Genomic DNA, 25223 nt, shown 5'->3' with positions numbered 1-25223 from the left:
TGGTGATCCTCTCGTGGTTCGTGCTCAGGCCTGCTCGGCCTGCTCGGCGGACTGCGCGTCCTGGGCGGCGACGGAGTTGTCCGCCACCTGGGTGGTGTCGGCGTCCGCGCCGTCGACGACCGGCGGGACGGTGTCCCCGGCCTCGGCCGCCGCGGCGACCTCGTCGGCGTCGTGCGTCGACCCGGCGGTGTGCGCGGCGGCCTCCCCGCCGGGGTCGGGGGCGTCGGCGGCGACGACGGAGGCGGTCTCGCTCTGCTGCGCCTCGTGGGTGGCGAGCAGCTCGCGCTCCCACTCGGCCAGCGGCTCCTCGGCCGTCGGCGCGCCGGTGGTCTCCCCGCCGCCGTGCCGCTTGACCAGGCCCTCGGCGGCGGCGTCGGCGACCACCCGGGTGAGCAGGGCGACGGCGCGGATGGCGTCGTCGTTGCCCGGGATGCGGTAGTCCACCTCGTCCGGGTCGCAGTTGGTGTCCAGGATCGCCACGACCGGGATGTTCAGCTTGCGGGCCTCGGCGACGGCGAGGTGCTCCTTCTTGGTGTCCACCACCCAGACCGCGGAGGGCACCTTGGCCATGTCCCGGATCCCGCCGAGGGTGCGCTCGAGCTTCTCCTTCTCCCGGCGCTGCATAAGCAGCTCCTTCTTGGTGAAGCCGGAGGCGGCGACGTCGTCGAAGTCGACCTGCTCGAGCTCCTTGAGCCGCTGCAGGCGCTTGTGCACGGTGCCGAAGTTGGTCAGCATCCCGCCCAGCCAGCGCTGGTTGACGTAGGGCATGCCCACCCGCTGGGCCTGCTCGGCGATGGCCTCCTGGGCCTGCTTCTTGGTGCCGACGAACAGGATGGTGCCGCCGTGCGCGACGGTCTCCTTGACGAACTCGTAGGCGCGGTCGATGTCCCGCAGCGACTGCTGCAGGTCGATGATGTAGATGCCGTTGCGCTCGGTGAAGATGAACCGCTTCATCTTGGGGTTCCACCGGCGGGTCTGGTGCCCGAAGTGCACGCCGCTCTCGAGGAGCTGGCGCATGGTGACGACGGCCATGGCGCGTCCCTTCCGCGTGCGGGTCCCGCACGCCGTGGGGGCCCGGCCTCGCGAGGCCAGGGCCCGGGTTCTCGGTTCTGAGCTGCTGCTCCCTGGTGCCCGCGGCGTCCCGGCCGCCCGTGCCAGGCACGGGACCGACGGCGGGCCGCCCCGCAAGGCCGCCGGCGGGGCCGGGGCTGGACGGGGGTGCGGGCACGCGATATCAGCCGACGGGTGCCGGCTGCGGTGGCCATGCTACCGGATGCCCCGGTGGGACCGCCCGGGGGGCGCGGCGGCGCGGGCGTCCGGGGGGCGCGGGGCGGCCGTCCTCAGGCCGCCGCTCCTGCCCGGCTCTCCACAGCCCGCGGCCATCGCCCGGCACCACCGGCACCGGCCGCGCCACCGTGGGGCGATGATCGCTCCGCGCACGCTCCTGACCCTGCTCGCCGCCGCCGCGGCCGCCGCGCTGGCGGTGGCCGTCGCGGCCTCGTCCCGGAGCCCTGCGCGATGCGCACGATCAGGCCCGCCGGCCGCCGGCGCGGCGCTCGCCGGCCCGGCCGGCCCCGCCGCCGTGGCCCAGCCCGCACCGCCCGGCCCGGGCCCGGGCGGCCCGGAGGCGTCCGGGCGTCGCGCGCCGCGCTACCGGTGGCCCACCGGCGAGGAGGCGGCCCTGGTGCGGGACTTCGCCCCGCCGGCCGAGCGGTGGCTCGCCGGGCACCGCGGCGTCGACCTGGAGGCGGCGGAGGGCTCGGCGGTGCTCGCGGCCGGCGACGGCGTGGTCGCGTTCGCCGGCATGGTCGCCGGCCGGCCGGTGGTCTCGGTGGACCACCCCGACGGGATCCGCACCACCTACGAGCCGGTCGAGCCGGCCGTCGTCGCCGGGCAGCGGGTGAGGGCGGGCGAGACGCTCGGGCACCTGGTGGCCGGGCACTGCCCGGTGTGGACGCTGACCACCTGCCTGCACTTCGGGGCCCGCACCGGGCGGGACACCTACCTGGACCCGATGCGGCTGCTCGGCGCCCGGGCGGTGGTCCGGCTGCTGCCCCCGGACCTGGACCTGGTCGCGCGATAAGCCGGCGCGGGCGGCCCGGTCGCGCGATAAGGCGGCGCGGGCGGCCCGGTCGCGCGCGCTCGCCACCCGGGCCGGCCCCGTCGTGGTAGCCGCCCGGCTGGGTGTGGTCGCGCTCGGCGCGCGGCGGGGTCCGGTCCGGCTAGGCCCGCGGGTGCGCCTGGGTGTAGGCGGCGCGGAGCCGCTCCGGCGTGACGTGGGTGTACCGCTGGGTGGTCGCCAGGGAGGCGTGCCCGAGGAGCTCCTGGACGCTGCGCAGGTCCGAGCCGCCGTCGAGCAGGTGCGTCGCGGCGCTGTGCCGCAGGCCGTGCGGGGCGATGTCGTGGACGCCGGCGAGGGCGGTGAGGCGGTGCAGCACGGCACGGACCGTGCGCGGGTCGAGCCGGGCGCCGCGGGCGCCGAGGAAGAGGGCGGCGCCGCTGGCCGGGGTGACCAAGGCGGGCCGGCCCCGGGCCAGCCAGGCCTGCACGGCCTCGGCGGCGGGCACCCCGAAGGGCACCACCCGCTGCTTGTCGCCCTTGCCGGTGACCCGCAGGGTCCGCTCGCGCAGGTCCACGTCCGTGGTGTCCACGGCGGTGAGCTCGGCCACCCGGACGCCGGTGGCGTAGAGCAGCTCCAGGGCGGCCCAGTCCCGGAGCTGGACCGGCCCGGTGGCGCGCTCCCGGGCCACCGCGAGCAGGGCGGTCGCGTCCGGCACGCGGAGCACGGTGGGCAGGTGCTGGTCCGGGCGCGGGCTGCGCAGCCGGGCGCCGACGTCGGCCGGCAGGTGGCCGGAGCGGTGCGCCCATCGGGAGAAGGTCCGGGCGGCGGCCGCGCGCCGGGCGAGGGTGGCGCGGGACATCCCGCGGCGCTGCTGCGCGGCCAGCCAGGCCCGCAGGGTGGTGAGGTCCATCGGCGGCAGGCCGGTGGCGGTGGCCGGGTCGGCGCCGGGGTCGAGGTGGTGCAGCAGGTCGGCGACGTCGGCGGTGTAGGCCCGGACGGTGTGGGCGCTGCGGCCGCGCTGCAGGGCGAGGTGCCGGCCGAACGCCTCGAGGATCTCCCCGCGCGAGCTGGCCACCGGCCTACGGTACGACGGCGCGGCCGCCCGGGCAGGGCGGGCGGCGGCCGGGCCGGGCGCGCGGCGGCCGGGCCGGGCCGGGTGCCGGTCAGGCCCGGACCCGGGGGCGGCGCCAGGAGCTGCCGTGCCGCTCGGCGCGGCCGGCCAGCTCGAGGTGGCCGAGGGCGGCGCGGACCTGGGCGGGGTCCAGCCCGGCGGTGCGCGCCACGCTGGCCACCGGCGCGGCGCCGCGGACCGGCAGGGCGTCCAGCACCCGGGCCGCCACCGGGTCCAGGTCGTCGAGCAGCCCGGGCTGGACCGCGGGCTCGGCCGGCAGGTCCTCCCCCGCCGGGGCGAGGAGCTCGCGGACCTCCGCGGCGTCGGTGACGCAGACCGCACCCTCGCGCAGCAGCCGGTGGCACCCCGCCGACGCCATCGACGTCACCGGACCCGGCACCGCCGCGACCGGCCGGCCGACCTCGGCGGCGCGGGCCGCCGTCGACAGGGCCCCCGAGCGCCAGGCGGCCTCGACCACCACGGTGGCCCCGGTCATCGCGGCGATAAGCCGGTTCCGGGCGAGGAACCGGCTGCGGCTGGGCGCGCACCCGGGCGGGACCTCGGCCGCCACCGCACCGCTCGCCAGGACCGACTCGAGCAGGGCGGCGTTGCCGGCGGGGTAGAGCCGGTCCACCCCGCCGGCCAGGACGGCGACCGTCACCCCTTCCCCGGCCAGGGCCCCACGGTGCGCGGCGGCGTCGATGCCGTAGGCGCCGCCGGAGACGACGGCGACCCCGGCCTCGGCCAGGCCGAGGCCGATGTCCGCCGCCACCCGCTGCCCGTAGGTGGTGGCGGCCCGGGCGCCGACGACGGCGGCGGACCGCCCGTGCAGCGCGGCCGGGTCCCCGCGCACCCAGAGCACGAACGGCGGGACGGGCAGGTCGTCCAGGCCGGCCGGCCAGTGCTCCTCCCCGGGCAGGACGAGGGTGCCGCCGAGCCGGTCCAGGGTGTCGAGCTCGCGGCGCACGTCCAGGCCGGGCAGCCGCGGCAACCAGCGGCTCACCGCCTGCTCCCAGGGCCGCCCGCCCCGGGCGGTGGTGCCCACCCGGGCGGCGGAGCACAGCCAGCCCAGCGCGTCGACGGGGCCGAGGTGGGCGACCAGGGCGCCCGCCGCCGGGTCCCCGGGCTCGACCAGCCGGCTCCAGGCCGCGGCGGCCAGCCGCGGGTCGGCGGCGTCAAAGGGCAGGTCAGGCATCGTGCTCTCCTCGGGTGCGCAGGCCGATGGCGGTGCCCACGTCCGCCGCGGTGGGGGCGGGCGCGCCGGCCAGGTCGGCCAGCGTCCAGGACAGGCGCAGCACCCGGTCCAGCCCGCGCATGCTCAGCGTCCCGCGGTCCAGCGCCCGCTCCAGCGGCCGCCGGACCGCCGGCGGCAGGTGCCCCTCGGGCCCGCGGAGCCAGGAGCCGGGGACCTCGGCGTTGGTGCGCCAGGGGGTGCCGGCCAGCCGGTGGCGCTGCCGGGCCCGGGCGGCCGCCACCCGCCGCGCCACGGCCGCCGACGGCTCCGCCGCGGCGGCGACGGCGAGCGCGGCGCGGGTGACCCGGTCGACGTCCACCTGGATGTCGATCCGGTCCAGCAGCGGCCCGGAGAGCCGGCCGAGGTAGCGGCGCCGCTCCATCGGGGTGCAGGTGCACCGCAGGCCCTTGCCGGTCGCCTGCCCGCAGGGGCAGGGGTTGGCGGCGAGGACGAGCTGGAAGCGGGCGGGGTAGCGGGCGGTGCCGGCGGCGCGGTGCAGGACGAGCTCGCCGCGCTCGAGCGGCTGGCGCAGGGTCTGCAGCACCCGGGGGGAGAACTCGGGGGCCTCGTCCAGCAGCAGCACGCCGCGGTGGGCGCGGCTGGCCGCGCCGGGGCGGGGCAGGCCGCTGCCGCCGCCCACCACAGCCGCCGGGGTGGCGGTGTGGTGCGGGTCCTCGAACGGCGGGCGGCGCAGCAGCCCGGTGACGGCGTCGAGGGTGCCGGCGACGGAGTGCACGGCGGTGACCTCCACCGCCTCGGCGTCGGTCAGGTCCGGCAGCAGCCCGGGCAGGCAGGCGGCGAGCATGGACTTCCCCGCCCCCGGCGGCCCGAGCAGGAAGAGGTGGTGCCCGCCGGCCGCGGCCACCTCCAGGGCGAACCGGGCGTCGTCCTGGCCGAGCACCTCGGCCAGGTCCGGCGGCGGGCCGGCGGGCTCGGCGGCCGGCGGCGGGCCGGGCGGCGAGGGCAGCGGCGGCGCGGGCAGGCCGGGGCCGCCGTAGGCGCGGACCAGCTCGGCGAGGTGGTGGACGGGGTGCACCCGCGCGCCCGGCACGAGGCCCGCCTCGACGGCGTTGCCGGCCGGGACGACGACCTCCCGGTGGCCGGCCGCCACCGCGGCGGCCACCGCCGGCAGGACGCCCCGGACGGGGTGGACGCGGCCGTCCAGGCCGAGCTCGCCGAGGTGGACCCGGGCGGCGACGGCGTCCGCGCCCGGCAGCCCGTCGGCCGCCAGGACGGCGACGGCGAGGGCGAGGTCCAGGCCGGTGCCGGACTTGGGCAGGGACGCCGGGGAGAGGTTGACGGTGGTGCGCCGGGCGGGCCAGCTCAGCCCGGTGGAGGTCACCGCGGCGCGGACCCGCTCGCGGGCCTCGTTGACGGCGGCGTCGGGCAGGCCGACGAGGGTGAAGGCCGGCAGGCCGTTGGCGATGTGCGCCTCCACCTCCACCATGTGGCCCTCGATGCCGACGAGCGTGACGGTGCGGGTGCGGCCGAGGCCCATCAGCCCACGGCCTTGAGGTGGCGGACCTGGGCCGGGCCGGCGGTGCGGGCGAGGACGGCGACGACGTCGATCCGCACCCGGGCGGGGTGGGCGTCGTGCGCGGCGAGCCACTGCCCGGCCAGGCGGCGCAGGCGGGCGAGCTTGACGGCGGTGACCGCCTCGGCGGGGTCGCCGTAGGCCGTCGAGCGGCGGGTCTTGACCTCGACGAAGACGACCTCGTCACGGTCCCGGTCCAGGGCGACGACGTCGATCTCCCCGACGGCGCAGCGCCAGTTCCGGGCCAGCACCTCCAGCCCCTGGTCGGCGAGGAGCCGCACCGCCACCCGCTCCCCGTAGGCCCCCACGGCGTCCTTGGCGCGCACCGGCCTCACCTCCGCGGCCACCGTGCCCGGCCGCGGCCGGTGACGTCCCGCCGGCCCGGGCGGGCTGGGGGCGCGGCGTCACCGGCGGGATGGCTGGGGGTGCGGCGTCAGCGACGGGGCGGCTGGGGATGCGGCGTCACCGGTGGGACGGCCGGGGGTGCGGCGTCACCGGCGAGCGGTGGTGGACGGGTCGACCGGCTCCCAGGCGGGTCAGGGCAGCTCGAGGTCGCGCTTGGCGAGCTCTTCGACGTTGACGTCCTTGAAGGTGACCACCCGCACCGACTTCACGAACCGGGCGGAGCGGTAGACGTCCCAGACCCACGCGTCGGTGAGGCTGAGCTCGAAGAAGACCTCCCCGCCGGTGGAGCGGACCTGGACGTCGACCTGGTTGGCCAGGTAGAAGCGCCGTTCGGTCTCGACCACGTAGTTGAAGAGCCCGACGACGTCGCGGTACTCCCGGTACAGGTCGAGCTCGAGCTCGGTCTCGTAGTTCTCCAGGTCCTCGGCACTCACGAGTCCATCATGCCCCCGGCGCGGTGGGCCCCGGCGAGCACGCGCAGGGAGGGCCGGCCGGACGCGTCCGCGGCGGCCGAACCGGCACCGTCCTCACCGCCCGCGGCGTCCGGCTCGCCGCAAGCGACACGGTCCGGCTCGCCGTCGGCAGCACCGTCCGGCTCGCCGTCGGCAGCGGCCTCCGGCCCGTCCTCGCCGGCGGGAGGGGGCGCGGCGCCGGCCAGGTCGGGCGCGCCGTCGTGCTCCTCGCCCCACGGGTCACCGGCCACCGCGTCGAGAGGCCTGTCGTGCTCCTCGGCCCACGGGTCGTCGGCCACCAGCGCGGGCCCGGCCTCCTGCAGCTCGGCGATCTCGGCCGCCTCGTCGGCCGCCCCGTCCGGGTCGGCCGTCCCGGGCAGGTGCCAGGACCGGCGGTGCAGCGGGCACGGGCCGTGGGCGCCGAGGGCGGCGACGTGCTCGGGCGAGGCGTAGCCCTTGTTCCCGGCCCAGCCGTAGCCGGGGTGGTCCTCGTGCAGGGTGACCATGAGGCGGTCCCGGGTGACCTTGGCCAGCACGGACGCGGCGGCGACGACGGCGCAGCCGGCGTCCGCCTTGACCTGCGTGCGCACCGGCGGCACGGGGACGGCGCGGTCGGTGCCCGGGACGGGGACGGCCGCCTCCAGGGGGCCGAGGAGGTCGGCGGGCTCGCTGAGCCAGTCGTGCGAGCCGTCGAGGATGACGACCGCGGGCAGCACCCCGGCGGCGGCGAGCTCGGCGAGCGCGCGGCGGCCGGCGAGCCGCAGCGCGGCGATGATGCCGTGCGCGTCGATCTCGGCGGGGCTGGCGTGGCCCACCGCGGCCGCGGCGCACCAGGCGCGGACCGGTTCGACCAGGTCCTCCCGGGCCCGGGGGGTGAGCTGCTTGGAGTCGGCGAGCCCGGGGGGCATCCGCCGGGAGGTCCGGGCGTCGACGACGGCGACGCCCACGCTGACCGGCCCGGCGAGGGCGCCGCGGCCCACCTCGTCCATCCCGGCGACCAGCGCGCCGGCGCCGTGCTCGGCGAGCAGGGCCCGCTCCAGGGAGCGGGTGGGGCGGCGCGGCGCGCGGGCGGCCCGGCCCGGCCCGGCCGGGCGGGACCGGCGGGGCGGGGTCATCGCGCGGGGTCGGGGACGCCGGCGAAGGTGTCCTCGGGGTTGTTGAGCAGCGCGATGCGGTCCAGCGGCCACAGCACGACGAAGGCCCGGCCGACGATCTCGTCCACCGGCACCATGCCGCCGCCGGGGTCGCCGAGGTGGGCGCGGGAGTCGGCGGAGTTGGACCGGTTGTCGCCCATCACCCAGACGTGGTCGGCGGGGACGACGACGTCGAACTCGGTCTCGCTGGGCGCCGCGCCGGGCTTGAGGTAGGGCTCCTCGAGGGGCTCGCCGTTGACGGTGAGCTGGCCCTCGGCGGTGCAGCAGGCGACCTCGTCCCCGCCCAGGCCGATGACCCGCTTGATCAGGTGCTGGCCGGCGTCTTGCGGGAGCAGCCCGACCCAGGTGAGCACCTCGGCCACGGTGCGCTGCCACGCGGGGCGGGTGTCCGGCGGCAGCTCCCCGAGCCAGCCGTCGGGGTCGACGAACACGACGACGTCGCCGCGCTGGAGGTCGAAGGGGTTGGGCGCCAGCTTGTTGACCATGACCCGGTCGCCGAGCTCGAGGGTGTCCTCCATCGAGCCGGAGGGGATGTAGAAGGCCTGGGCGAGGAAGGTCTTGATCAGGACCGACAGGACGAGCGCGCTGACCAGGACGGTGAAGGTCTCGCGGAACCAGCCGCCCCGGCGCGGGCGCGCGTCCTTCCCCCGGCGACCGGCCCGACCGGCGGGTGCGGCGCCGGCGCTGCGGGGGTGGTCGGTGCCGCGGCCCGGGCGACGCGCGGGCGCGGTGCCGGGACCGGGGCCGGGGCCGGGCTCGGCCGGGGGGAAGCTCGGCGGCATCGGTGCCGACCGGTCGGCGGGCCCGGCCGGGCGTCCGTGGCCGCCGGGGCCGGCCGGGGGTGTCTGGGCGCCGGGCCCGGCCGGTGCCTGGCCGGCGCCGTCGTGGCCGGCGGGCCTGGCATGTCCGGGACCGGCGGGAGGTACCTGGTCGGCGGGGCGGGCCGGCCCGTGGGCCGCCTCCTGCGCCGGCGGCCGCTCCTGGCCTACCGACCCGTCCCGGGGCCCGGGCCGCTGCTGCCCGACCCGCCGTTCCGCCGCTCCGGCGCTCTCGCTGGTCACCTTCGGTCCCCTCGTCCGGTGCGCTCCTGACCGGGCCGGCGCACCCGACGCGGCCGTGGGACGACCATACCCGTCCCGTTCACGCCGCTGCCCGGCCCGCGGGTGCGGGCCGGGCAGCCGGCGGGTGGGTCACCGGGCGGTGGTGTCCCGCTTCTCCTTGATCTTGGCCTTCTTGCCGCGGAGCTCGCGCAGGTAGTACAGCTTCGCGCGGCGCACGTCGCCGCGGGTGACGACCTCGACGGAGTCGATGGACGGGGAGTGCACCGGGAAGGTGCGCTCGACGCCGACGCCGAAGCTGATCTTGCGGACCTTGAAGGTCTCGCGCACGCCGCCGCCGGAGCGGGCGATCACGACGCCCTGGAACGCCTGGATGCGGGACCGGTTGCCCTCGACGACCTTGACGTTGACCTTGATGGTGTCGCCGGGGCGGAAGTCGGGGATGTCGTCCCGCAGCGAGGCGGTGTCGACGAAGTCCAGGGTCTGCATGGTGGTCTCTTCCCGCTCGTGCCACAGGTCACGGGCTGGTTCTGGGCAGCGTGCGCTGCTCCGTGGAGGTTCGGTACACGCCCGCCCCGGCGGTCCCCCTGTGGCAGGACCCGTGGGCATCGTCTCGGCGCGCGGCCGTGCCATTCTGCCACAGCGGTCCCGGCGCCTCGACCGGGGTGACCCCGATCGGGTGTGGCCTGCGGCACTGCGGCGGCGGGCCTTCCGACGACGGGTGCGGGCAGGACGGGCCGGCGACGCTCCCCCGCCGGGCACCGCCGCGGCGGCTACTCCTGGCCCGTCGTCAGCGGCCGGGCCATGACCACGTCCTCCTCGAGCGAGCCGCCGACCCGGAACCGTCGGGTGCCCACCACGGTGAACCCCTGGCGGGCGTAGCTGCGCTGGGCGCGCCGGTTGGCCCGGTTGGTGCCCAGCCACAGCACGGCGACCGGCTCCCCCGCCACGGTGGTGGCCGCCGCCGCGGCGGCGGCCGTCTCCACCAGCGCGGCGGCGAGGCCGGTGCCCTGGTAGGGCGGGAGCAGGTAGCACTTGCTGAGCTCGGCGGCGGGCCGGGCGGTGACGGCGGCGGCGACGTCGGCGGCCGCGGGCGGCTCGTCGGCAGCGCGCGGCAGCACGGTGAGGGTGTAGCCCACGAGCTCTCCCTCGGCGTCGGCGACGTGCAGGAGGTAGCGGGCGTCGTCGGCGAGGTAGGCGGCCATGTGCTCGGTGGTGAGGTGGTCGGCGACGAAGGCGGCCACGTCCGCGGCGGGCATGTGCGGCGGGCAGGCCAGCGGGAAGGTGGCGGCGGCCAGCTCGGCCAGGGCGGCGGCGTCGTCGTCGCGGGCCGGCCGCACCCGGACCGGGACGGGGGCGGGCGCCCCGGCCGGGACGTACCAGCCGTGCGGGGCGAGGACCGCGCGGTCCGCCCGGTCCAGCGCGGCGGGGTCGAGGGCGGCGAGCAGGTCCGGCCGGCGGGTGGCGGTGCGGGCCAGCGCCTGGTCCCGGCGCCACCGGCCGACCTGGCCGTGGTGGCCGGAGGTCAGCACCTCGGGGACGGCCAGGCCGGCCCAGACCGGCGGCTTGGTGTAGACCGGGTACTCCAGCAGCCCGGCGGCGTGGGACTCCTCCACCAGCGAGGCGGGGTTGCCGAGGACCCCGGGCAGCAGGCGGGCGACGGCCTCGACCAGGACCAGGGCGGCGGCCTCCCCGCCGTTGAGGACGTAGTCGCCGAGGGAGAGCTCGAGCACCTCCCGGCCGGTCGCGGCGTAGTGCTCGGCCACCCGCGCGTCGATGCCCTCGTAGCGCCCGCAGGCGATGACGAGCTGGTCGGCGGCGGCGAGGTCCTGGACCCGGGCCTGGGTCAGCCGCTCCCCGCCCGGGGTGGGGACGACCAGCACGTGCCGGCCGGGGGTCCCGGCGGCGGGCAGGACGTCGTCGAGCGCCCGGCCCCACACGTCCGGGCGCATGACCATCCCGGCGCCGCCGCCGAACGGGGTGTCGTCCACGGTGCGGTGCCGGTCGGTGGTCCAGGCGCGCAGGTCGTGCACGCGCAGGTCCAGCCGCCCGTCCCGGCGGGCCTTGCCCACCAGGGACAGGTCGAGGGGGGCGAGGTAGGCGGGGAAGATGGTGACGACGTCGATGCGCACGTCAGCGGGTCCCGGTCGGGTCGCCGTCGGCCGTCTCGTCCTGCCCGCCGACGGCGGCCGGGCCGACGGTGCTCGTCTCGTCCTCCGCGGGCGGGCGCGCCTCCGCCCCGTCCGCCGCGGAGCCGGCGGCCGTCTCGTCCGCCGCGGCGCCGTCGTCGTCCTCGTCCTCCTCGGCCGGGTCGGCGGCGAACAGGCCGCGGGGCGGGTCGACGGTGACGACGCCGGCGTCGACGTCCACCGCCGGGACCAGGGCGGCGACGAACGGCACCCGGGCGGTGGCGCCGTCGGGCTCGGCGACGACGAGGACGTCGTGCCCGGGCAGGGTCTCCAGGTCGGTGACGACGCCGAGGTCCCGGCCGTCGACGTGGGTCACGGCCAGGCCGCGCAGCTCGTGGGCGTACCAGCCCTCCTCGCCGGCGTCGTCGTCCTCGTCCGACTCCACCACCAGCCGCACCCCACGCAGCGACTCCGCCGCGGTGCGGTCGCGGGCCTCGGCGAAGACGGCATAGGTGACGCCCTGGGCCTGCCGGGTGCGGGTCAGGGTCAGCGGCCCCGCGTCGGCGGGGTCGGTCTCCAGGACGTTCCCGACGGCGAGGCGGCGGGCGGGGTCGTCGGTGCGCAGGTCCAGCCGGACCTCCCCCTTCAGGCCGTGCGGGGCGCCGACGACGGCGACGGTGAGCAGCACGCAGGCTCCTTCGCAGGCGCCGGCCCGGCCCGCCGGTGGGCGGGCCGGGCCGTGGTGGGTCAGCGCCGGTCGGTGTCGACGACGTCGACCCGGACCGGGCCGGTGGTCGACAGCCCGCCGATGACCGTGCGCAGGGCGCGGGCGGTGCGGCCGGCGCGGCCGATCACCCGGCCGAGGTCGTCGGGGTGGACCCGGACCTCGAGCAGCTCCCCGCGGCGCAGCGACCGGGCGGTGACGCGCACGTCGTCGGGGTGGTCGACGATGCCCCGCACCAGGTGCTCGAGGGCGTCGGCGAGCAACTCAGGCGTCCTCGGGCGCGGCCCCGGCGGGCTCGGCGGCGGGCGCCGCGGCGGTCTCGGCGGCCTGGGCCTCGGCGGCCCGGGCCTTGCGCCGCTCGGCCTCCTCCTCGGCGGCCCGCACCGCGGCGGCCGTGGCCTCCGTGCCGGCCCCGGTGTCCTTGGTCCGCAGCGTGCCCTCGGCGCCGGGCAGGCCCTTGTGCCGCTGCCAGTCGCCGGTGACCTTCAGCAGCGCGGCGACCTGCTCGGTGGGCTGGGCGCCCACCGAGAGCCAGTACTGCGCGCGCTCGGAGTCGATCTCGATGAGCGAGGGCTCCTCGGTGGGGTGGTACTTGCCGATCTCCTCGATCGCCCGGCCGTCCCGCCGGGTGCGGGAGTCCATGACGACGACGCGGTAGTACGGCGCCCGGATCTTACCCAGACGCTTGAGACGGATCTTGACTGCCACTAGGTGGTCACTCCTGGTTTCGTGGGGGTGGACCGCGCAGGACCCCGGTGGGTGTCGGCGTCTCGGTTGGTCGCAGGACGCAGCACCGGCCGGTGAGAGGGGCCGCCCGGGCTGAGTACAGCGGGTCATTCTGCCAGACCGGCCGGCCCGGCCGGAACCGGGGCCGGCGTGGGACCGGCCACGCCGGGGCGCGGGGCGACGGGCGCGACCACCCGGCGTCGCCGACGGGTCCCCCCGCCGGCCCCGCTCAGCCGGGCGGCGGCACCTCCGGCGGCGGCACCGCCTCGGCGGCGGCGGCCGTGCCCGCCAGGGCCCGGCTGATGTAGAAGGAGTCCGGGGGACCCTCCAGCCGGTGGCCGTTGACGTAGAAGACGGCGGTGCGGGGCAGCTCCGCTGCGCTCGCGTCGAGGTTGTCGTCCTCGACCCGGCCGAGGTGGGCGGAGGTGCGCAGGTCGCGCCGGAACGCGGTCACGTCCAGGTCCTGCCGCGCAGCCAGCATGCACAGGTCCTCGGCGGTGGCGTCCTCGCGGAGGCCGACGACGGCGTCGTGCATCTCCCAGAACGCGCCCTGCCGGCCGGCCGCCTCCAGACCCAGGGCGCGCACCAGGTCCTCGTCCGTCGTGGTGTGGTGGCGCAGGACCAGGCGCACCCGTCCCGCCCCGCGGTCGAGGACCTCCCGCTCGACCTCGGCCGTCCGGGTGCGGTAGGCGTGGTCGAGGGCGGCGTAGACCACCAGGGTCGCGGGCGCGTCGACCGGCCCGCGGATGTGGTCCCGGGCGGGGTCGACCTCGCGGGGCAGACGCTGGCCGGCGGGCTCCGGGAGCGCCCGGCGGCGCGAGCCGACGGCGAAGATCGCCCAGGCGGCCAGCAGGGCGAGGAGGGCGGCGAGCAGGACCCCGACCCGGGCCTGGTCCTGGAGCGCGGGGTCGTCCAGGGCGAGGTTGACCACGAGCAGGGAGATGGTGAAGCCGATCCCGGACAGGGCACCGACCCCGGCGATGCGCGGGCCGTCCAGCCCGGGGACGCGGGCGGCGGGCACGAGGCGGCGCACGAGCGTGGCGCCGCCGGTCACCCCGACGAACTTCCCGCCCACCAGCGCCACGACCACGCCCCAGGTCAGCGGCGACGTCAGGGCGGCGGCGAGGGTGCCGCCGGACAGCGACACCCCGGCGTTGGCCAGGGCGAAGACCGGGACCACGAGGTAGTTGACGGACCGGGCCATCTTCTCGGTCAGGCGCTGGTTCAGCGGGACCGACCGGTCGATGCTGCGCCGCGCCAGCCGGGCAGTGCGCGCCCGGGGGGCCTGCCGGAAGAGGTGCACGACCCGGGAGGCGACGTCGACGTCGTCCAGCCGGGTTGGGTGGACCGGCATGAGCAGGGCGATGAGCACCCCGGCGAGGGTGGCGTGCACGCCGGAGCGGTACACGGCCCACCAGGTGACCGCACCGACGAGGAGGTACGGGGCCACCTGCCAGCGGTCGGTGCGCTGCAGCACCCAGACGGCGGCGAGGCCAGCGGCGGCGAGGAGGAGGTAGGCCGGCGCCAGGTCCTGGGTGTAGAAGACCGCGATGACGGTCAGGGCGCCGATGTCGTCGACCACGGCGAGGGTCAGCAGGAAGACCCGCAGCCGCGGGGCGTGGGCGGGGCCGACCAGGGCCAGCATGCCGAGGGCAAAGGCGGTGTCGGAGGAGATCACCACGCCCCAGGCGCCGGCGGCCGGGCCGCCGCCGTTGATGAGCAGGAAGACCGCCGCCGGGACCACCATGCCGCCGACGGCCGCGCACACCGGCAGCACGGCGCGGGTGCGGTCGCGGAGCTCGCCCAGGGCGAACTCGCGGCGCACGTCCAGCCCGACGGAGAAGAAGAAGAAGGTCATCAACCCCTCGCTGACCCACCGCTGCAGCGTCATCGACAGCTCGAAGCTCCCGACCCGCACCCCGGCCTCGGTGGACCAGAACGTCGCGTAGCTCTCCCCCACGTTGGCCCACACGAGGGCGACCAGGGTGGCCAGGGTCAGCGCCCCGGCGGCCGTGGAGTCGGAGTCGAGGAGGCGGTGCAGCATCGCACGGCGGGACGGCGGGGTCATCGGGCTCCCCCCTGCGGTCCGGGGCCGGCCGTCCGCCGTCGTCGCGCGACCGCGCTGGGGGAACGGTAACCAGGCGCCGACGGTGCTGCCAGCGGGCGCCCGGTCGCCGTCGGCCGAGCGTCGGTCCGGCCCCGGCCGTGGGCCCGGCGTCAGTCCGCCGTCCACCCGGTCTCGGCCCGCCATGGGCCGGGCGTCAGTCCGCCGTCGTTCCGTCTCCTGCCCGCGGGAGGCAGGCGCCGGTGGCGGCTGGGGTCAGCAGAGCCGCCCGCGCAGCACGACGGCGGCCGGCCGGGCCAGCACGGTGACGTCCGCCCGCGGGTCGGCGTCGTAGACGACGAGGTCGGCGCTCGCGCCGTCGGCGATCCCGGCCGCGCCGAGGAAGGCCCGGGCGCGCCAGCTGGCGGCGGCCACGACGTCCGGGGCCGGGACGCCGGCCCGGGCGACCGCGGCGAGCTCGGCGGGCAGCGAGCCGTGCGCGATGGTGCCGCCGGCGTCGGAGCCCATGAGCAGCGGGACGCCGGCGGCGTGCAGGTCGCGCACGTGCTGGTGCCGGCGGGCGTGCATCTGCCGCATCCGGGCCGCGTAGCGGGGGTACTTCCGCCCGGCCTGGCCGGCGAGGTCGGCGAACCGGTCGACCTGCAGCAGGGTGGGCGTGACCGGGATGCCGCGCCGGGCCGCCTCGGCGATGTGGTCGGCGTCCATCCCGGTGCCGTGCTCGATCCCGTCGATCCCGGCGTCGAGCAGCGGGCCCACCGCCTCCCGGGCGAAGGTGTGGGCGGTGACCCGGGCGCCGTTCTCGTGGGCGGCGGCGACGGCGTCGGCGAGGACGTCCGGCGGCCACAGGGGCGTCAGGTCGGCGTCGGCGCCGAGCGAGCGGTCGATCCAGTCCGCGACGATCTTCACCCACCCGTCCCCGGACCGGGCCTCCTCGGCGACGGCGCCGGGCAGCTCGGCGACGGCGTCCAGCTCCCGGCCGTAGTGGCGCAGGTACCGCTTCGGCCGGGCGAGGTGACGGCCGGCGCGGATCAGGCGCGGCATCTCCGGGCGGTCGTGGACCCAGCGGTTGTCCATCGGCGAGCCGGCGTCGCGGACCAGCAGGGTGCCGGCGTCGCGGTCGGCCGTGCCCTGCACCAGGGCCTCCGCGACCGTGACCGCGCCGTCGGGGCCCAGGCCGATGTGGCAGTGGACGTCGACGAGGCCGGGCAGGACCCAGCCGGAGAGGGTGCGGACCGCCGTCGTGCCGGCCGGCGGGGCGAGCGCGATGCGCCCACCTGCGACCCAGAGCTCGTCGAGCTCGGTGCGGTCGTCGACGACGACCGTGCCGGTCAGGTGGAGGACCTCGGCCATGGCGTCAGCGGGCGCCGGCCGCTACCGCAGGTACTTGGCCAGCTCGTCCAGGTCCGGCACCTCGTCCGCCTGCCCGCCCTGGTCGCCGAGGCCGAAGGCGGACCCGGCCGGCGCGGGCGCGCTGGCGCGCTGGGCGGCCTGGAGCTCCTGCTGCCGGCGCTTGGCCGGGTTGCCGCTCTTGCCCTTCTTGGCCTTCGGCGGGGGCGCCATCCGGCCCTTGGACTTCTTCCCGCCGCCCGGCATCATCCCCATGCCGGGGACGCCGCCCCGCCCGCCGCCGCGGGCCATCTGCCGCATCATCGTCTTGGCCTGCTCGAACCGCTCCACCAGCCCGTTGACGTCGGCGACGGTGGTGCCCGAGCCGCGGGCGATGCGCTGGCGGCGCGAGCCGTTGAGGATCTTGGGGTTGGCCCGCTCGGCCGGGGTCATGGAGTGCACGATCGCCTCGACCCGGTCGACCTCGCGCTCGTCGAAGCTCTCCAGCTGCTCGCGCATCTGGCCCATGCCCGGCAGCATGCCGAGCATCTTCTTCATCGAGCCCATCTTCCGGACCTGGGCGAGCTGGGCGAGGAAGTCGGCGAGGGTGAAGTCGCCGTCGCCGGCGAGCTTGGCGGCCATCTCCTCGGCCTGGGCGGCGTCGAAGGTCCGCTCGGCCTGCTCGATGAGGGTGAGGACGTCGCCCATGTCGAGGATGCGGGAGGCCATCCGGTCGGCGTGGAAGCGCTCGAAGTCGGTGAGCTTCTCCCCGGTGGAGGCGAACAGCACCGGCCGCCCGGTCACCCCGCGCACCGACAGCGCCGCGCCGCCGCGGGCGTCGCCGTCGAGCTTGGTCAGGACCACGCCGGTGAACCCGACCCCCTCGGCGAAGGCGTTGGCGGTGGTGACGGCGTCCTGGCCGATCATGGCGTCGAGGACGAAGAGGATCTCGTCGGGGTCGGTGGCGTCGCGGATGTCGGCGGCCTGCTGCATCATCTCCGCGTCCACCCCGAGGCGCCCGGCAGTGTCGACGACGACGACGGAGTGCTGACGGGTCCGGGCCTCGGCGACGCCGGAGCGGGCCACCGCGACGGGGTCGCCCACCCCGTTGCCCGGCTCGGGTGCCCAGACCGGCACCCCGGCCCGCTCCCCCACCACCTGCAGCTGGGTGACGGCGTTGGGTCGCTGGAGGTCGGCGGCGACGAGGAGGGGGGTGTGGCCCTGCTCGCGCAGCCACCGGCCGAGCTTGCCGGCCAGGGTGGTCTTCCCGGAGCCCTGGAGGCCGGCGAGCATGATGACGGTCGGCAGGTGCTTGGCGAAGTGCAGGTCGCGGGCCTGCCCGCCGAGGATCTCGACGAGCTCGTCGTTGACGATCTTGATGACCTGCTGAGCCGGGTTGAGGGCGGCGGAGGCCGCGGCGGCCCGCGCCTTCTCCCGCACGTTGGCGGTGAAGGAGCGCACCACCGGCAGGGCGACGTCGGCCTCGAGCAGCGCCCGGCGGATCTCGGCCACGGTGGCGTCGACGTCGGCCTCGGACAGGCGTCCCCGGCTCCGCAGCTGCTTGAAGGAGGCGGTGAGCCGGTCGGACAGGTTGGCGAACATGACTACCTCGGGTCGGCGGGTGGATCTGGTGCCAGGGTAATGCCCGCACGACGGCGACCGGGGGGAAGGTGGACGGGTGCGGGCGCCGGTGGCCGAGGTTGCGCCGGCGTCCGGCGCCGGTGGCCGAGGTTGCGCCGGCGTCCGGCGACGGGACCGAGGTGCCACCGGCGTACGGCGCCGGGCCCGAGGTGCCGCCGGCGCGGGCGCCGGCGGGCCGGGGCACCGGACGCGACCGGGCCCGGCGCAGCTCGGTGGCTGCGCCGGGCCCGGTCGGCTCCGCTCAGGTACGCGCCGGGGTCACACCGCCTCGCGGCCGCGCTCGCCGGTGCGGACCCGGACGACGTCCTCCACCGGCACCGTCCAGACCTTGCCGTCACCGATCCGCCCGGAGTGCGCGGCACCGACGATCGCGTCGACGACGGCCGGGGCGTCGAGGTCGTCCGTCACGACCTCCACCCGGACCTTGGGCACGAGCTCGATGGTGTACTCCGCGCCGCGGTAGACCTCGGTGTGGCCGTGCTGGCGGCCGAACCCGTTGGCCTCCGAGACGGTCATGCCCTTCACGCCAGCGGCCTCCAGGGCGTTCTTGACGTCGTCGAGCCGGTGCGGCTGGACGATCGCGGTCACGAGCTTCATGCGTCTGCCTCCATGCGGCGGGCGGTCGGGTCGGTCGGCGCCGCCGGGGAGGGCGGGGCCGCCGGTGTTGCCTCAATCATGCGGCCTGCCAGGCTCTCGTACGCGCTCTCCCCGTGCTCGGCGAGGTCGATCCCGTCCACCTCCACCGGCTCCGGCACCCGCCAGCCCATGGTCGCCCGCAGGGCGAGCGCGATGACGGCGGTCACCACGGCGGAGAACAGCATCGCGGCGACGGCGATGGCCGCCTGGACCACGAGCTGGGCGATGCCGCCGCCGTAGAACAGGCCGGTGTCGGTGCTCAGGAAGCCGATCAGGACGGTGCCGACGAGCCCGCCGACCAGGTGGACGCCGACGACGTCGAGGGAGTCGTCGAAGCCCAGCCGGTACTTCAGGCCGACCGCGAGCGCGCACGCCGCGCCGGCGACGGCGCCGAGCAGGATCGCCCCGAGCGGGCTGACCGTCGCGGCCGCGGGGGTGATAGCGACCAGGCCGGCGACGACGCCCGAGGCGGCGCCCAGGGAGGTGGCGCGCCCGTGCCGGAGCTTCTCGGTGGCCAGCCAGCCCAGGACCGCCGCGGCGGTCGCGGTGGTGGTGTTCACCCACGCCAGACCGGCCACGCCGTCGGCGGTGAACGCCGAGCCGGCGTTGAACCCGAACCAGCCGAACCACAGCAGGGCCGCGCCGAGCATGGTCAGCGGCAGGCTGTGCGGCCGCATCTGCTGCTCCCGGAAGCCCTTGCGGCGGCCGACGACGAGGGCGAGGACGAGCCCGGCGACGCCGGCGTTGATGTGCACGACCGTGCCGCCGGCGAAGTCGATCGGCGCGGCGAGGGAGGCGAGCGGGCCCTCGGGGCCGAGCAGCCCGCCGCCCCACACCATGTGCGCCATCGGGAAGTACCCGAGGGTGACCCAGATGGCGACGAAGACCATCCAGGTGGAGAACTTCGTCCGGTCCGCGATGGCGCCGGAGATGAGCGCGGTGGTGATGATCGCGAACGTCGACTGGAAGGCGACGCCGACGACGGCCGGGACGCCGTAGTCGTCGATCAGGAAGTTGCCGTCGCCGTCGTAGATGGTCCCGGCGAGGCCGAAGTGCTCCAGCGGGTTGCCGACGACGCCGGCGATGTCGGAGCCGTAGGACATCGACCAGCCCCACAACACGTAGACGACGCCGATGACGGCCATCGCCCCGAAGGACATCATCATCATGTTCAGCGTCGACTTGGACCGGGTCATGCCGCCGTAGAACAGCGCCAGCCCGGGGGTCATGAGGAGCACGAGGGACGCCGCCATCAGCATCCACGCGGTGGCTCCGGTGTCCAGGTCCATTGTTCCTCCCTCGCCAGCGCGGGCGGCTGGCTGCGGGGACAACGGTCCTGGCCGCACGTTTCGGTGGCCGCACCGCGGTGTTAACGGCGCGTGACGGGCCGGCGGCCCCGGTGACGATCTCGTGACGGCCCGCCGCCTGGCTCAGCAGGTGAGACGCGGCGCTCGCTGGGCTCCGCGGCAGCTGCCGGGCGGCCCCGGACCCGGGGTCAGGACAGCAGCGCGTCGACGAACTCCGCGGGCTCGAACGGGGCCAGGTCGTCTGGCCCCTCGCCCAGGCCGACGAACTTCACCGGCACGCCGAGCTCGCGCTGGACGGCCACGACGATGCCACCCTTGGCGGTGCCGTCGAGCTTGGTGAGCACGATCCCGGTGATGTCGACGACGTCGGCGAAGACCTGGGCCTGGCGCAGGCCGTTCTGGCCGGTGGTGGCGTCCAGGACCAGCAGCACCTCGGTCACCGGCGCCTGCCGGGACATCACCCGCTTGATCTTGCCCAGCTCGTCCATCAGGTCAGCCTTGTTCTGCAGCCGTCCGGCGGTGTCGACGAGGACGACGTCGGCGCCGCTCTCCCGGCCGTGCCGCACGGCGTCGAAGGCGACCGAGGCGGGGTCGGCGCCCTCGCGGTCGGAGCGGACCACCGGCACCCCCACCCGCTGGCCCCAGGTGCTGAGCTGGTCGGCGGCGGCGGCGCGGAAGGTGTCGGCGGCGCCGAGGACGACGTCGTGGTCCTCGGCCACCAGCACCCGGGCGAGCTTGCCGACCGTGGTGGTCTTGCCCGTGCCGTTGACCCCGACGACCAGCACCGTCGCCGGGTGCGGCTCGCCGTCGTCGCCCAGGACGGGCCCGAGCCGCAGCGCGCGGTCCATGGTGGGGTCGACGAGCTGCAGCAGCTCCTCGCGGAGCACGCCGCGGACGGTCTCGGCGTCGGTGGTGCCGAGCACCTTGGTCCGGGTGCGCAGGGTGTCCATCAGTTCGGTGGTGGGGCCGATGCCGACGTCGGCGAGGAGCAGGGTCTCCTCGATCTCCTCCCAGTCCGTCTCGCTGAGCTCCCCGCGGGAGAGGATGGACAGCAGGCTCTGGCCGAGTGTGCCGGACCGGGCCAGGCGGGCCCGCAGCCGCTGCATCCGGCCGGCCACCGGTGCGGGCCGCTCCAGGGTGGGGGTGGACACCGGCTCGGCCGGCGCCTCGGGCTCGGGCTCGGGCCGGGGCAGCGTCTCGACGGCGGTCGCGCCGGCCGGTTCGGCCTGGTCCGGCTCGTAGGGGCTGACGTCCACCGGCGGCAGGGGGGCGCTCGGGCCGCGGCGGCGGCGGCCGGAGGTCAGGGCGACGGCGCCGGCGACGATGACGACGAGCAGCAGCAGCCCGGCGACGATGAGGATCCAGGTCAGGTCGTTCACCCGCCCAGTCTGGCCCAGGGCGGCGGTGCGGGGCGAGGCCGGCCAGCACTGGGCGCCGTTCCGGCCGCAGCCCGGCGGCCAGGCCTCCTGCGTGACCAGGCGGTCAGCGGCGGGTCAGCGGCGGGTGCTCGCCCGGGCCTGCTCGAGGCGCGCGACGATCTCCTCGGGCCGGGTGTAGGCCGGTTCCTGCACCGGCTGGCCGAGGTCGAAGAGGTCCTCGATGCCGGCCTCGCGCACCTCCGTGGTCCCGCTGTCCTGCGGCTCGGCGGCCCGCAGCTCCTTGCTGCGCCAGGCGGTCAGGCTCTCCCGGAACCAGGCCTTCCACCCGCCCTCGGGCCGGCTGTCGGCCAGCGGCATGAGCAGGACACCGGCCGCGACGAGGGCGGCCAGCAGCAGCGCGACGATGGCCCCGGTCATGTGCCAAGTATCAGGGGCTGAGGGACGGGTGGCCAAGCACCGGGCGGTGCCGGCGCGCCTGGTCGGGGTGAGTTTCACCACGACCAGGCGCCTCGGTCCTCGCCAGCCCGCCGGCGGCCCCGTCGCCGTCAGGCCACCGGCTCCCGCTCCCGTGCCAGCCGCTGGGAGATCACCGTGGTGACCCCGTCCCCGCGCATGGTCACCCCGTAGAGGGCGTCGGCGATCTCCATCGTGCGCTTCTGGTGGGTGATGACGATGAGCTGGGAGTCCTTGCGCAGCTCGGTGAAGATGTCCAGCAGGCGGCCCAGGTTGACGTCGTCGAGCGCGGCCTCGACCTCGTCCATGACGTAGAACGGGCTCGGCCGGGCCTTGAAGATCGCCACGAGCAGGGCGGTGGCGGTCAGCGACCGCTCCCCGCCGGAGAGCAGCGAGAGCCGCTTGACCTTCTTCCCGGCCGGGCGGGCCTCGATCTCGACGCCGGTGGTGAGCATGTCGTCGGGGTCGGTGAGGACCAGCCGGCCCTCGCCGCCGGGGAAGAGCCGGGCGAAGACCCCCTCGAACTCCCGCGCCGTGTCCCGGTAGGCCTCGCTGAACACCTGCTCGACGCGGTCGTCGACCTCCTTGACGATCTGGAGCAGGTCGGCGCGGGACTTCTTCAGGTCGGCGAGCTGGTCGGTGAGGAACTTGTGCCGCTCGGCCAGCGCGGCGTGCTCCTCCAGGGCGAGCGGGTTGACCTTGCCCAGGCGACCCAGGTCCCGCTCGGCGGCCCGCAGCCGCTTGACCTGCTCGTCCCGGACGTAGGGCCGCGGCAGCGGGGCCTCCTCGCCGTCGGCCGGCGGGGCGGCGGGGACCGGGCGGTCCGGGCCGAACTCGTCGACCAGCACCTCGGGGTCCAGCCCGAGCTCGGCCACCGCCCGCTCCTGGAGCTGGCTGATCCGCAGCCGCTGCTCGGCCCGGGCGACCTCGTCCCGGTGCGCGGCGTCGGTGAGCCGGGCCAGCGCCTCGGCGGCCTCCGCCAGCTCCGCCCGCACCGCCGCGATGGCCTCCTCCCGCTCCGCGCGCTCGGCCTCCACCGCCGCCCGCTCGGCGGCGGCCGCGGCCACGGACTCCTCGATGGCGGCCGCGGCCCGTTCCGCGCCGGTGCGGACCTCCTGGGCGACGGCGGCCTGGGCGGCCCGGCGGGCCTCCCGCTCGGCGGCCCGGCGGCGGGCCGCACGCTCGGCGTCGGCGGCCGCCCGGAGGGAGGCCGCCCGGCCGGCGAGGGACTTCGCCTGCTCCTCCAGGGTGCGCAGGGCGAGGCGGGCGTCGGTCTCGGCGGTGCGGGCGGCGCGGGCGACCTCGGTCCGCGCGGTCCGCTCCGCGGTCGCACTCGCCAGGTCGGCCTCGGCGTCGGCGGGCTCGCGCCGGGCGACCTCGAGCCGCTCGGCGAGGGCAGCGAGCTCGGCGCCGTGCTCAGCGATCTCGGCCTCCACCCGGGCGATCGCCGGACCGGCGCGCTCGACCTCCGCCTCGGCCGCGCGCAGCGTCTGGCCGAGCCGGCCGAGCTGCTCGGCGACGGCGGCCAACCGGGCGTCGGAGGTGTGCAGGGCGTCGAGCGTGGCGGCGGCGCGCTCCTGCGCCGCGCTCACCCGCTCCCGGGCTGGGCCGAGGGCGAACCGGGTCCGCTCCAGCCGGGCGGTGGCGGCCTCGACCTCACCGGCCGCCTCCTCGTGGGCGGCCTGCAGCTCCAGCACGCTCGGCGCCCCGGTGGCGCCACCGACGCCGTGCACGGTGGAGAGCAGGTCCCCGGCGCGGGTGACGGCGGTGCGGCACGGGGCGGCGGCGAGCACCCGGCGGGCGGCCGTCAGGTCTTCCACGACGACGACGTCGGCGAGCAGCCGGTGCAGCGTGGCGCGTAGGGCGGGGTCGTCGGCGGTGACGAGCGTCGCGGCTGGCTGGGCGTCGGCGGGCAGCGCCTGCGGCGCGTCGCCGTCGGCGGGCAGCGCCTGCGGCGCGTGGGCGTCGGTGAGGCCGGCGTCGGCGTCGGCGTCGCCGGCAGCCCCACCGGCACCGGCACCGTCCTCACCGTCGCCCGTCCCCGGCCCGGCCACGACCACCCGCACCTGCCCCGCTTCGGTGTCCCGGGCGTGCCGCAGGGCGTCGACGGCGCTGCCCACCGACTCCACGACCGCGGCGTCGGCGGCCGGGCCGAGCGCCGCGGCCACCGCGTTCTCCCAGCCCGGCGCGACGGTGATCCGCTCCGGCACCGGGCCCAGCACCCCGGGCAGCCCGGCGGCCAGCAGAGCTCCGGTGCCGTCCTTGCGGCGCAGCGACAGCGCGAGGGCGTCCCGGCGGGCGCCGGCGGTCGTCCGCGCGGCCTCGGCCGCCCGCTCCTCCTCGTGCAGCGCGGCGAGGGCCGCCTCGGCGTCGGCGAGCTCGGCCGTTGCGGCCTCGTGCGCCTCGTCCAGCCCCTCCTCGCCCTCCTCGTCCCCGGCGACCTGCTGCTCCAGGGCGGCGAACTCGGCCCGGGCCCGCCGGGCCCGCTCCTCGGCGGCCGCGGCGGTCTCCCGGAGCCGGCCCAGCTCGGCCTCGGCGGCCTCCAGCCGGGAGCGCCGCGCCCCGACCTGCCCGGTCAGCCGGGCCAGGCCCTCCCGGCGGTCCGCCACCCCCCTGTGCACGGCGGCCAGCGCCCGTTCGGCCTCCCGCTCGGCGTCCTCGGCGGCGGTGCGCTCGGCGACGGCGGCGGCGAGCGTCTCCCGGGCGGCGTCGAGGTCCGCGGCCAGCGCCGCCTCCTGCTCGGCGACGGCGGCCGCCCGGGCGGCGAGCTCGTCGGGGTCCCGGCCCTCGGCGGCGGGCTCGGGGGTGCCGAGGTGGCGGCACCGCTCGGCGGCCACCTCGGCCAGGGCCCGCAGCCGTTCCCGCAGGCCGGAGAGCTGGTACCAGACGTCGGTGGCCTCGCCGAGGCGGGGCGCCGCCGCGGCGGCGGCCTGCTCCAGCGCGGCGAGCCGGGCGCGGGCGGCGTCCTGGGCGGCCTCGACCTCGGCGCGCCGGGCCCGCAGCGCGGTCTCGTCGGCCTCGTCCCGGGCCAGGGTGGCGGTGAGCTGGACGAGGTCGTCGGCGAGCAGGCGGGCGCGGGCGTCGCGCAGGTCGGCCTGGACCACCTGGGCGCGGCGGGCGACGTCGGCCTGGCGGGCGAGCGGCCCGAGCTGGCGGCGGATCTCCGCGGTGAGGTCGGTGACCCGGGCGAGGTTGGCGGCCATCGCCTCGAGCTTGCGCAGCGCCTTCTCCTTGCGGCGCCGGTGCTTCAGGACGCCCGCGGCCTCCTCGATGAAGCCGCGGCGGTCCTCGGCGGTGGCCTGGAGCACGGAGTCCAGCCGGCCCTGGCCGACGATGACGTGCATCTCCCGGCCCATGCCGGTGTCCGAGAGGAGCTCCTGGATGTCGAGCAGGCGGCAGGGCGTGCCGTTGATGGCGTACTCCGAGCCGCCGGAGCGGAACATGGTCCGCGAGATGGTCACCTCGGTGTACTCGATGGGCAGGACGCCGTCGGTGTTGTCGATGGTGAGGGAGACCTCGGCGCGGCCGAGCGGGGCCCGGGCGGAGGTGCCGGCGAAGATGACGTCGGCCATCGAGCCGCCGCGGAGGGTCTTGGCGCCCTGCTCCCCCATCACCCAGGCCAGCGCGTCGACGACGTTGGACTTGCCCGAGCCGTTGGGCCCGACGACGCAGGTGATCCCCGGCTCCAGCCGGAGGGTCGTCGCGGACGCGAAGGACTTGAATCCCCGCAGCGTCAGCGTCTTCAGGTGCACGGCGGAAGCCTACGGGCCGCCATCCGCGCGGCCGGCCGGGCTGTCCACAACCCGTGTCACGGCGTGTCGGCGGAC

22 protein-coding genes and 1 pseudogene are annotated in these 25223 nt (G+C 77.3%); 1 reads left to right on the top strand and 22 read right to left on the bottom strand.

What is annotated here, in order from left to right:
• Positions 1–24: 24 nt before the first annotated feature.
• Positions 25–1032, bottom strand: coding sequence for a 30S ribosomal protein S2 (gene rpsB / locus MF406_RS06650; protein ID WP_242897168.1), 1008 nt, complete (start codon positions 1030–1032; stop codon positions 25–27).
• A gap of 391 nt (positions 1033–1423) precedes the next feature.
• Between rpsB and MF406_RS06645 the strand changes: the two genes are divergently transcribed.
• Entirely contained in the window at positions 1424–2083 is a 660-nt protein-coding gene (locus MF406_RS06645; RefSeq protein WP_242897167.1) for a M23 family metallopeptidase, read from the top strand.
• A 139-nt stretch (positions 2084–2222) separates the two neighbouring features.
• Here MF406_RS06645 and MF406_RS06640 read toward each other — a convergent pair whose 3' ends face one another.
• The 21 genes and pseudogenes from MF406_RS06640 to MF406_RS06545 all read right to left on the bottom strand — a co-directional run bounded on the left by MF406_RS06640 (position 2223) and on the right by MF406_RS06545 (position 25148).
• Complete coding sequence (locus tag MF406_RS06640) at positions 2223–3137, bottom strand: tyrosine recombinase XerC (protein WP_242897166.1); 915 nt, start codon at positions 3135–3137, stop codon at positions 2223–2225.
• Between the two features lie 88 nt (positions 3138–3225).
• Positions 3226–4368, bottom strand: coding sequence for a DNA-processing protein DprA (dprA, locus tag MF406_RS06635; RefSeq protein ID WP_242897165.1), 1143 nt, complete (start codon positions 4366–4368; stop codon positions 3226–3228).
• On the bottom strand, positions 4361–5905 hold the full coding sequence (locus tag MF406_RS06630) for a YifB family Mg chelatase-like AAA ATPase (RefSeq protein WP_242897164.1): 1545 nt from the start codon (positions 5903–5905) through the stop codon (positions 4361–4363). The genes dprA and MF406_RS06630 overlap by 8 nt, the downstream gene beginning before the upstream one ends.
• Complete coding sequence (locus MF406_RS06625) at positions 5905–6267, bottom strand: YraN family protein (RefSeq protein ID WP_242897163.1); 363 nt, start codon at positions 6265–6267, stop codon at positions 5905–5907. Before MF406_RS06625 ends, MF406_RS06630 begins: the two co-directional genes overlap by 1 nt.
• A gap of 210 nt (positions 6268–6477) precedes the next feature.
• On the bottom strand, positions 6478–6780 hold the full coding sequence (locus tag MF406_RS06620) for a DUF2469 domain-containing protein (RefSeq protein WP_242897162.1): 303 nt from the start codon (positions 6778–6780) through the stop codon (positions 6478–6480).
• Positions 6777–7913 (bottom strand): ribonuclease HII, encoded by a 1137-nt coding sequence (locus MF406_RS06615; RefSeq protein ID WP_371744619.1) that lies wholly within the window; start codon positions 7911–7913, stop codon positions 6777–6779. The genes MF406_RS06620 and MF406_RS06615 overlap by 4 nt, the downstream gene beginning before the upstream one ends.
• Entirely contained in the window at positions 7910–9013 is a 1104-nt protein-coding gene (lepB, locus tag MF406_RS06610) for a signal peptidase I (protein WP_242897161.1), read from the bottom strand. The genes MF406_RS06615 and lepB overlap by 4 nt, the downstream gene beginning before the upstream one ends.
• Positions 9014–9142: 129 nt before the next feature.
• On the bottom strand, positions 9143–9499 hold the full coding sequence (gene rplS / locus MF406_RS06605; RefSeq protein ID WP_242897160.1) for a 50S ribosomal protein L19: 357 nt from the start codon (positions 9497–9499) through the stop codon (positions 9143–9145).
• A 284-nt stretch (positions 9500–9783) separates the two neighbouring features.
• Positions 9784–10269 carry a GNAT family N-acetyltransferase gene (locus MF406_RS19060; RefSeq protein WP_371744655.1) on the bottom strand — a complete coding sequence of 162 codons (486 nt, stop codon included), beginning with the start codon at positions 10267–10269 and terminating at the stop codon, positions 9784–9786.
• A gap of 63 nt (positions 10270–10332) precedes the next feature.
• Positions 10333–11142, bottom strand: a pseudogene (gene trmD / locus MF406_RS19055) (tRNA (guanosine(37)-N1)-methyltransferase TrmD); the annotation flags it as partial.
• A 1-nt stretch (position 11143) separates the two neighbouring features.
• Positions 11144–11827, bottom strand: coding sequence for a ribosome maturation factor RimM (gene rimM / locus MF406_RS06595; RefSeq protein WP_242897158.1), 684 nt, complete (start codon positions 11825–11827; stop codon positions 11144–11146).
• A gap of 59 nt (positions 11828–11886) precedes the next feature.
• A complete protein-coding gene (locus MF406_RS06590) occupies positions 11887–12126 on the bottom strand; it encodes an RNA-binding protein (protein WP_242897157.1) in 240 nt (79 codons plus the stop codon).
• 1 nt (position 12127) lies between these two features.
• Positions 12128–12571 (bottom strand): 30S ribosomal protein S16, encoded by a 444-nt coding sequence (gene rpsP, locus MF406_RS06585; RefSeq protein WP_242897156.1) that lies wholly within the window; start codon positions 12569–12571, stop codon positions 12128–12130.
• 247 nt (positions 12572–12818) lie between these two features.
• On the bottom strand, positions 12819–14657 hold the full coding sequence (gene nhaA / locus MF406_RS06580) for a Na+/H+ antiporter NhaA (RefSeq protein ID WP_242897155.1): 1839 nt from the start codon (positions 14655–14657) through the stop codon (positions 12819–12821).
• A 252-nt stretch (positions 14658–14909) separates the two neighbouring features.
• Entirely contained in the window at positions 14910–16004 is a 1095-nt protein-coding gene (locus tag MF406_RS06575; protein ID WP_242897154.1) for an amidohydrolase family protein, read from the bottom strand.
• A 21-nt stretch (positions 16005–16025) separates the two neighbouring features.
• Positions 16026–17582 carry a signal recognition particle protein gene (gene ffh / locus MF406_RS06570; protein ID WP_242897153.1) on the bottom strand — a complete coding sequence of 519 codons (1557 nt, stop codon included), beginning with the start codon at positions 17580–17582 and terminating at the stop codon, positions 16026–16028.
• A 297-nt stretch (positions 17583–17879) separates the two neighbouring features.
• A complete protein-coding gene (locus tag MF406_RS06565) occupies positions 17880–18218 on the bottom strand; it encodes a P-II family nitrogen regulator (protein WP_242897152.1) in 339 nt (112 codons plus the stop codon).
• Positions 18215–19546 (bottom strand): ammonium transporter, encoded by a 1332-nt coding sequence (locus tag MF406_RS06560; RefSeq protein WP_242897151.1) that lies wholly within the window; start codon positions 19544–19546, stop codon positions 18215–18217. Before MF406_RS06560 ends, MF406_RS06565 begins: the two co-directional genes overlap by 4 nt.
• Before the next feature lie 206 nt (positions 19547–19752).
• Positions 19753–20943, bottom strand: coding sequence for a signal recognition particle-docking protein FtsY (ftsY, locus tag MF406_RS06555; RefSeq protein WP_242897150.1), 1191 nt, complete (start codon positions 20941–20943; stop codon positions 19753–19755).
• Between the two features lie 114 nt (positions 20944–21057).
• The gene (locus MF406_RS06550; protein WP_242897149.1) at positions 21058–21360 is read right to left on the bottom strand and encodes a hypothetical protein; all 303 of its coding nucleotides are present in this window, start codon (positions 21358–21360) and stop codon (positions 21058–21060) included.
• Positions 21361–21488: 128 nt separating this feature from the next.
• Positions 21489–25148: a chromosome segregation SMC family protein gene (locus MF406_RS06545; RefSeq protein WP_242897148.1), complete on the bottom strand. Its 3660-nt coding sequence runs from the start codon at positions 25146–25148 to the stop codon at positions 21489–21491.
• Positions 25149–25223: the final 75 nt, after the last annotated feature.

This window comes from Georgenia sp. TF02-10 (assembly GCF_022759505.1).
GTDB lineage: Bacteria > Actinomycetota > Actinomycetes > Actinomycetales > Actinomycetaceae > TF02-10.
This window is presented reverse-complemented; position numbering and strand designations above follow the sequence as displayed.

What these genes read in the sequence shown, in the direction of transcription:
- MF406_RS06630 (WP_242897164.1), bottom strand. Translation starts at nt 5,905, where the DNA reads ATGGGCCTCGGCCGCACCCGCACCGTCACGCTCGTCGGCATCGAGGGC.
- MF406_RS06560 (WP_242897151.1), bottom strand. Translation starts at nt 19,546, where the DNA reads ATGGACCTGGACACCGGAGCCACCGCGTGGATGCTGATGGCGGCGTCC.
- MF406_RS06575 (WP_242897154.1), bottom strand. Translation starts at nt 16,004, where the DNA reads ATGGCCGAGGTCCTCCACCTGACCGGCACGGTCGTCGTCGACGACCGC.
- rpsB (WP_242897168.1), bottom strand. Translation starts at nt 1,032, where the DNA reads ATGGCCGTCGTCACCATGCGCCAGCTCCTCGAGAGCGGCGTGCACTTC.
- MF406_RS06550 (WP_242897149.1), bottom strand. Translation starts at nt 21,360, where the DNA reads ATGACCGGGGCCATCGTCGCGCTGCTGCTGGCCGCCCTCGTCGCGGCC.
- MF406_RS19060 (WP_371744655.1), bottom strand. Translation starts at nt 10,269, where the DNA reads ATGCCCGCCGCGGACGTGGCCGCCTTCGTCGCCGACCACCTCACCACC.
- rplS (WP_242897160.1), bottom strand. Translation starts at nt 9,499, where the DNA reads ATGCAGACCCTGGACTTCGTCGACACCGCCTCGCTGCGGGACGACATC.
- dprA (WP_242897165.1), bottom strand. Translation starts at nt 4,368, where the DNA reads ATGCCTGACCTGCCCTTTGACGCCGCCGACCCGCGGCTGGCCGCCGCG.
- MF406_RS06645 (WP_242897167.1), top strand. Translation starts at nt 1,424, where the DNA reads ATGATCGCTCCGCGCACGCTCCTGACCCTGCTCGCCGCCGCCGCGGCC.
- ffh (WP_242897153.1), bottom strand. Translation starts at nt 17,582, where the DNA reads ATGTTCGCCAACCTGTCCGACCGGCTCACCGCCTCCTTCAAGCAGCTG.
- MF406_RS06615 (WP_371744619.1), bottom strand. Translation starts at nt 7,913, where the DNA reads ATGACCCCGCCCCGCCGGTCCCGCCCGGCCGGGCCGGGCCGGGCCGCC.
- nhaA (WP_242897155.1), bottom strand. Translation starts at nt 14,657, where the DNA reads ATGACCCCGCCGTCCCGCCGTGCGATGCTGCACCGCCTCCTCGACTCC.
- MF406_RS06565 (WP_242897152.1), bottom strand. Translation starts at nt 18,218, where the DNA reads ATGAAGCTCGTGACCGCGATCGTCCAGCCGCACCGGCTCGACGACGTC.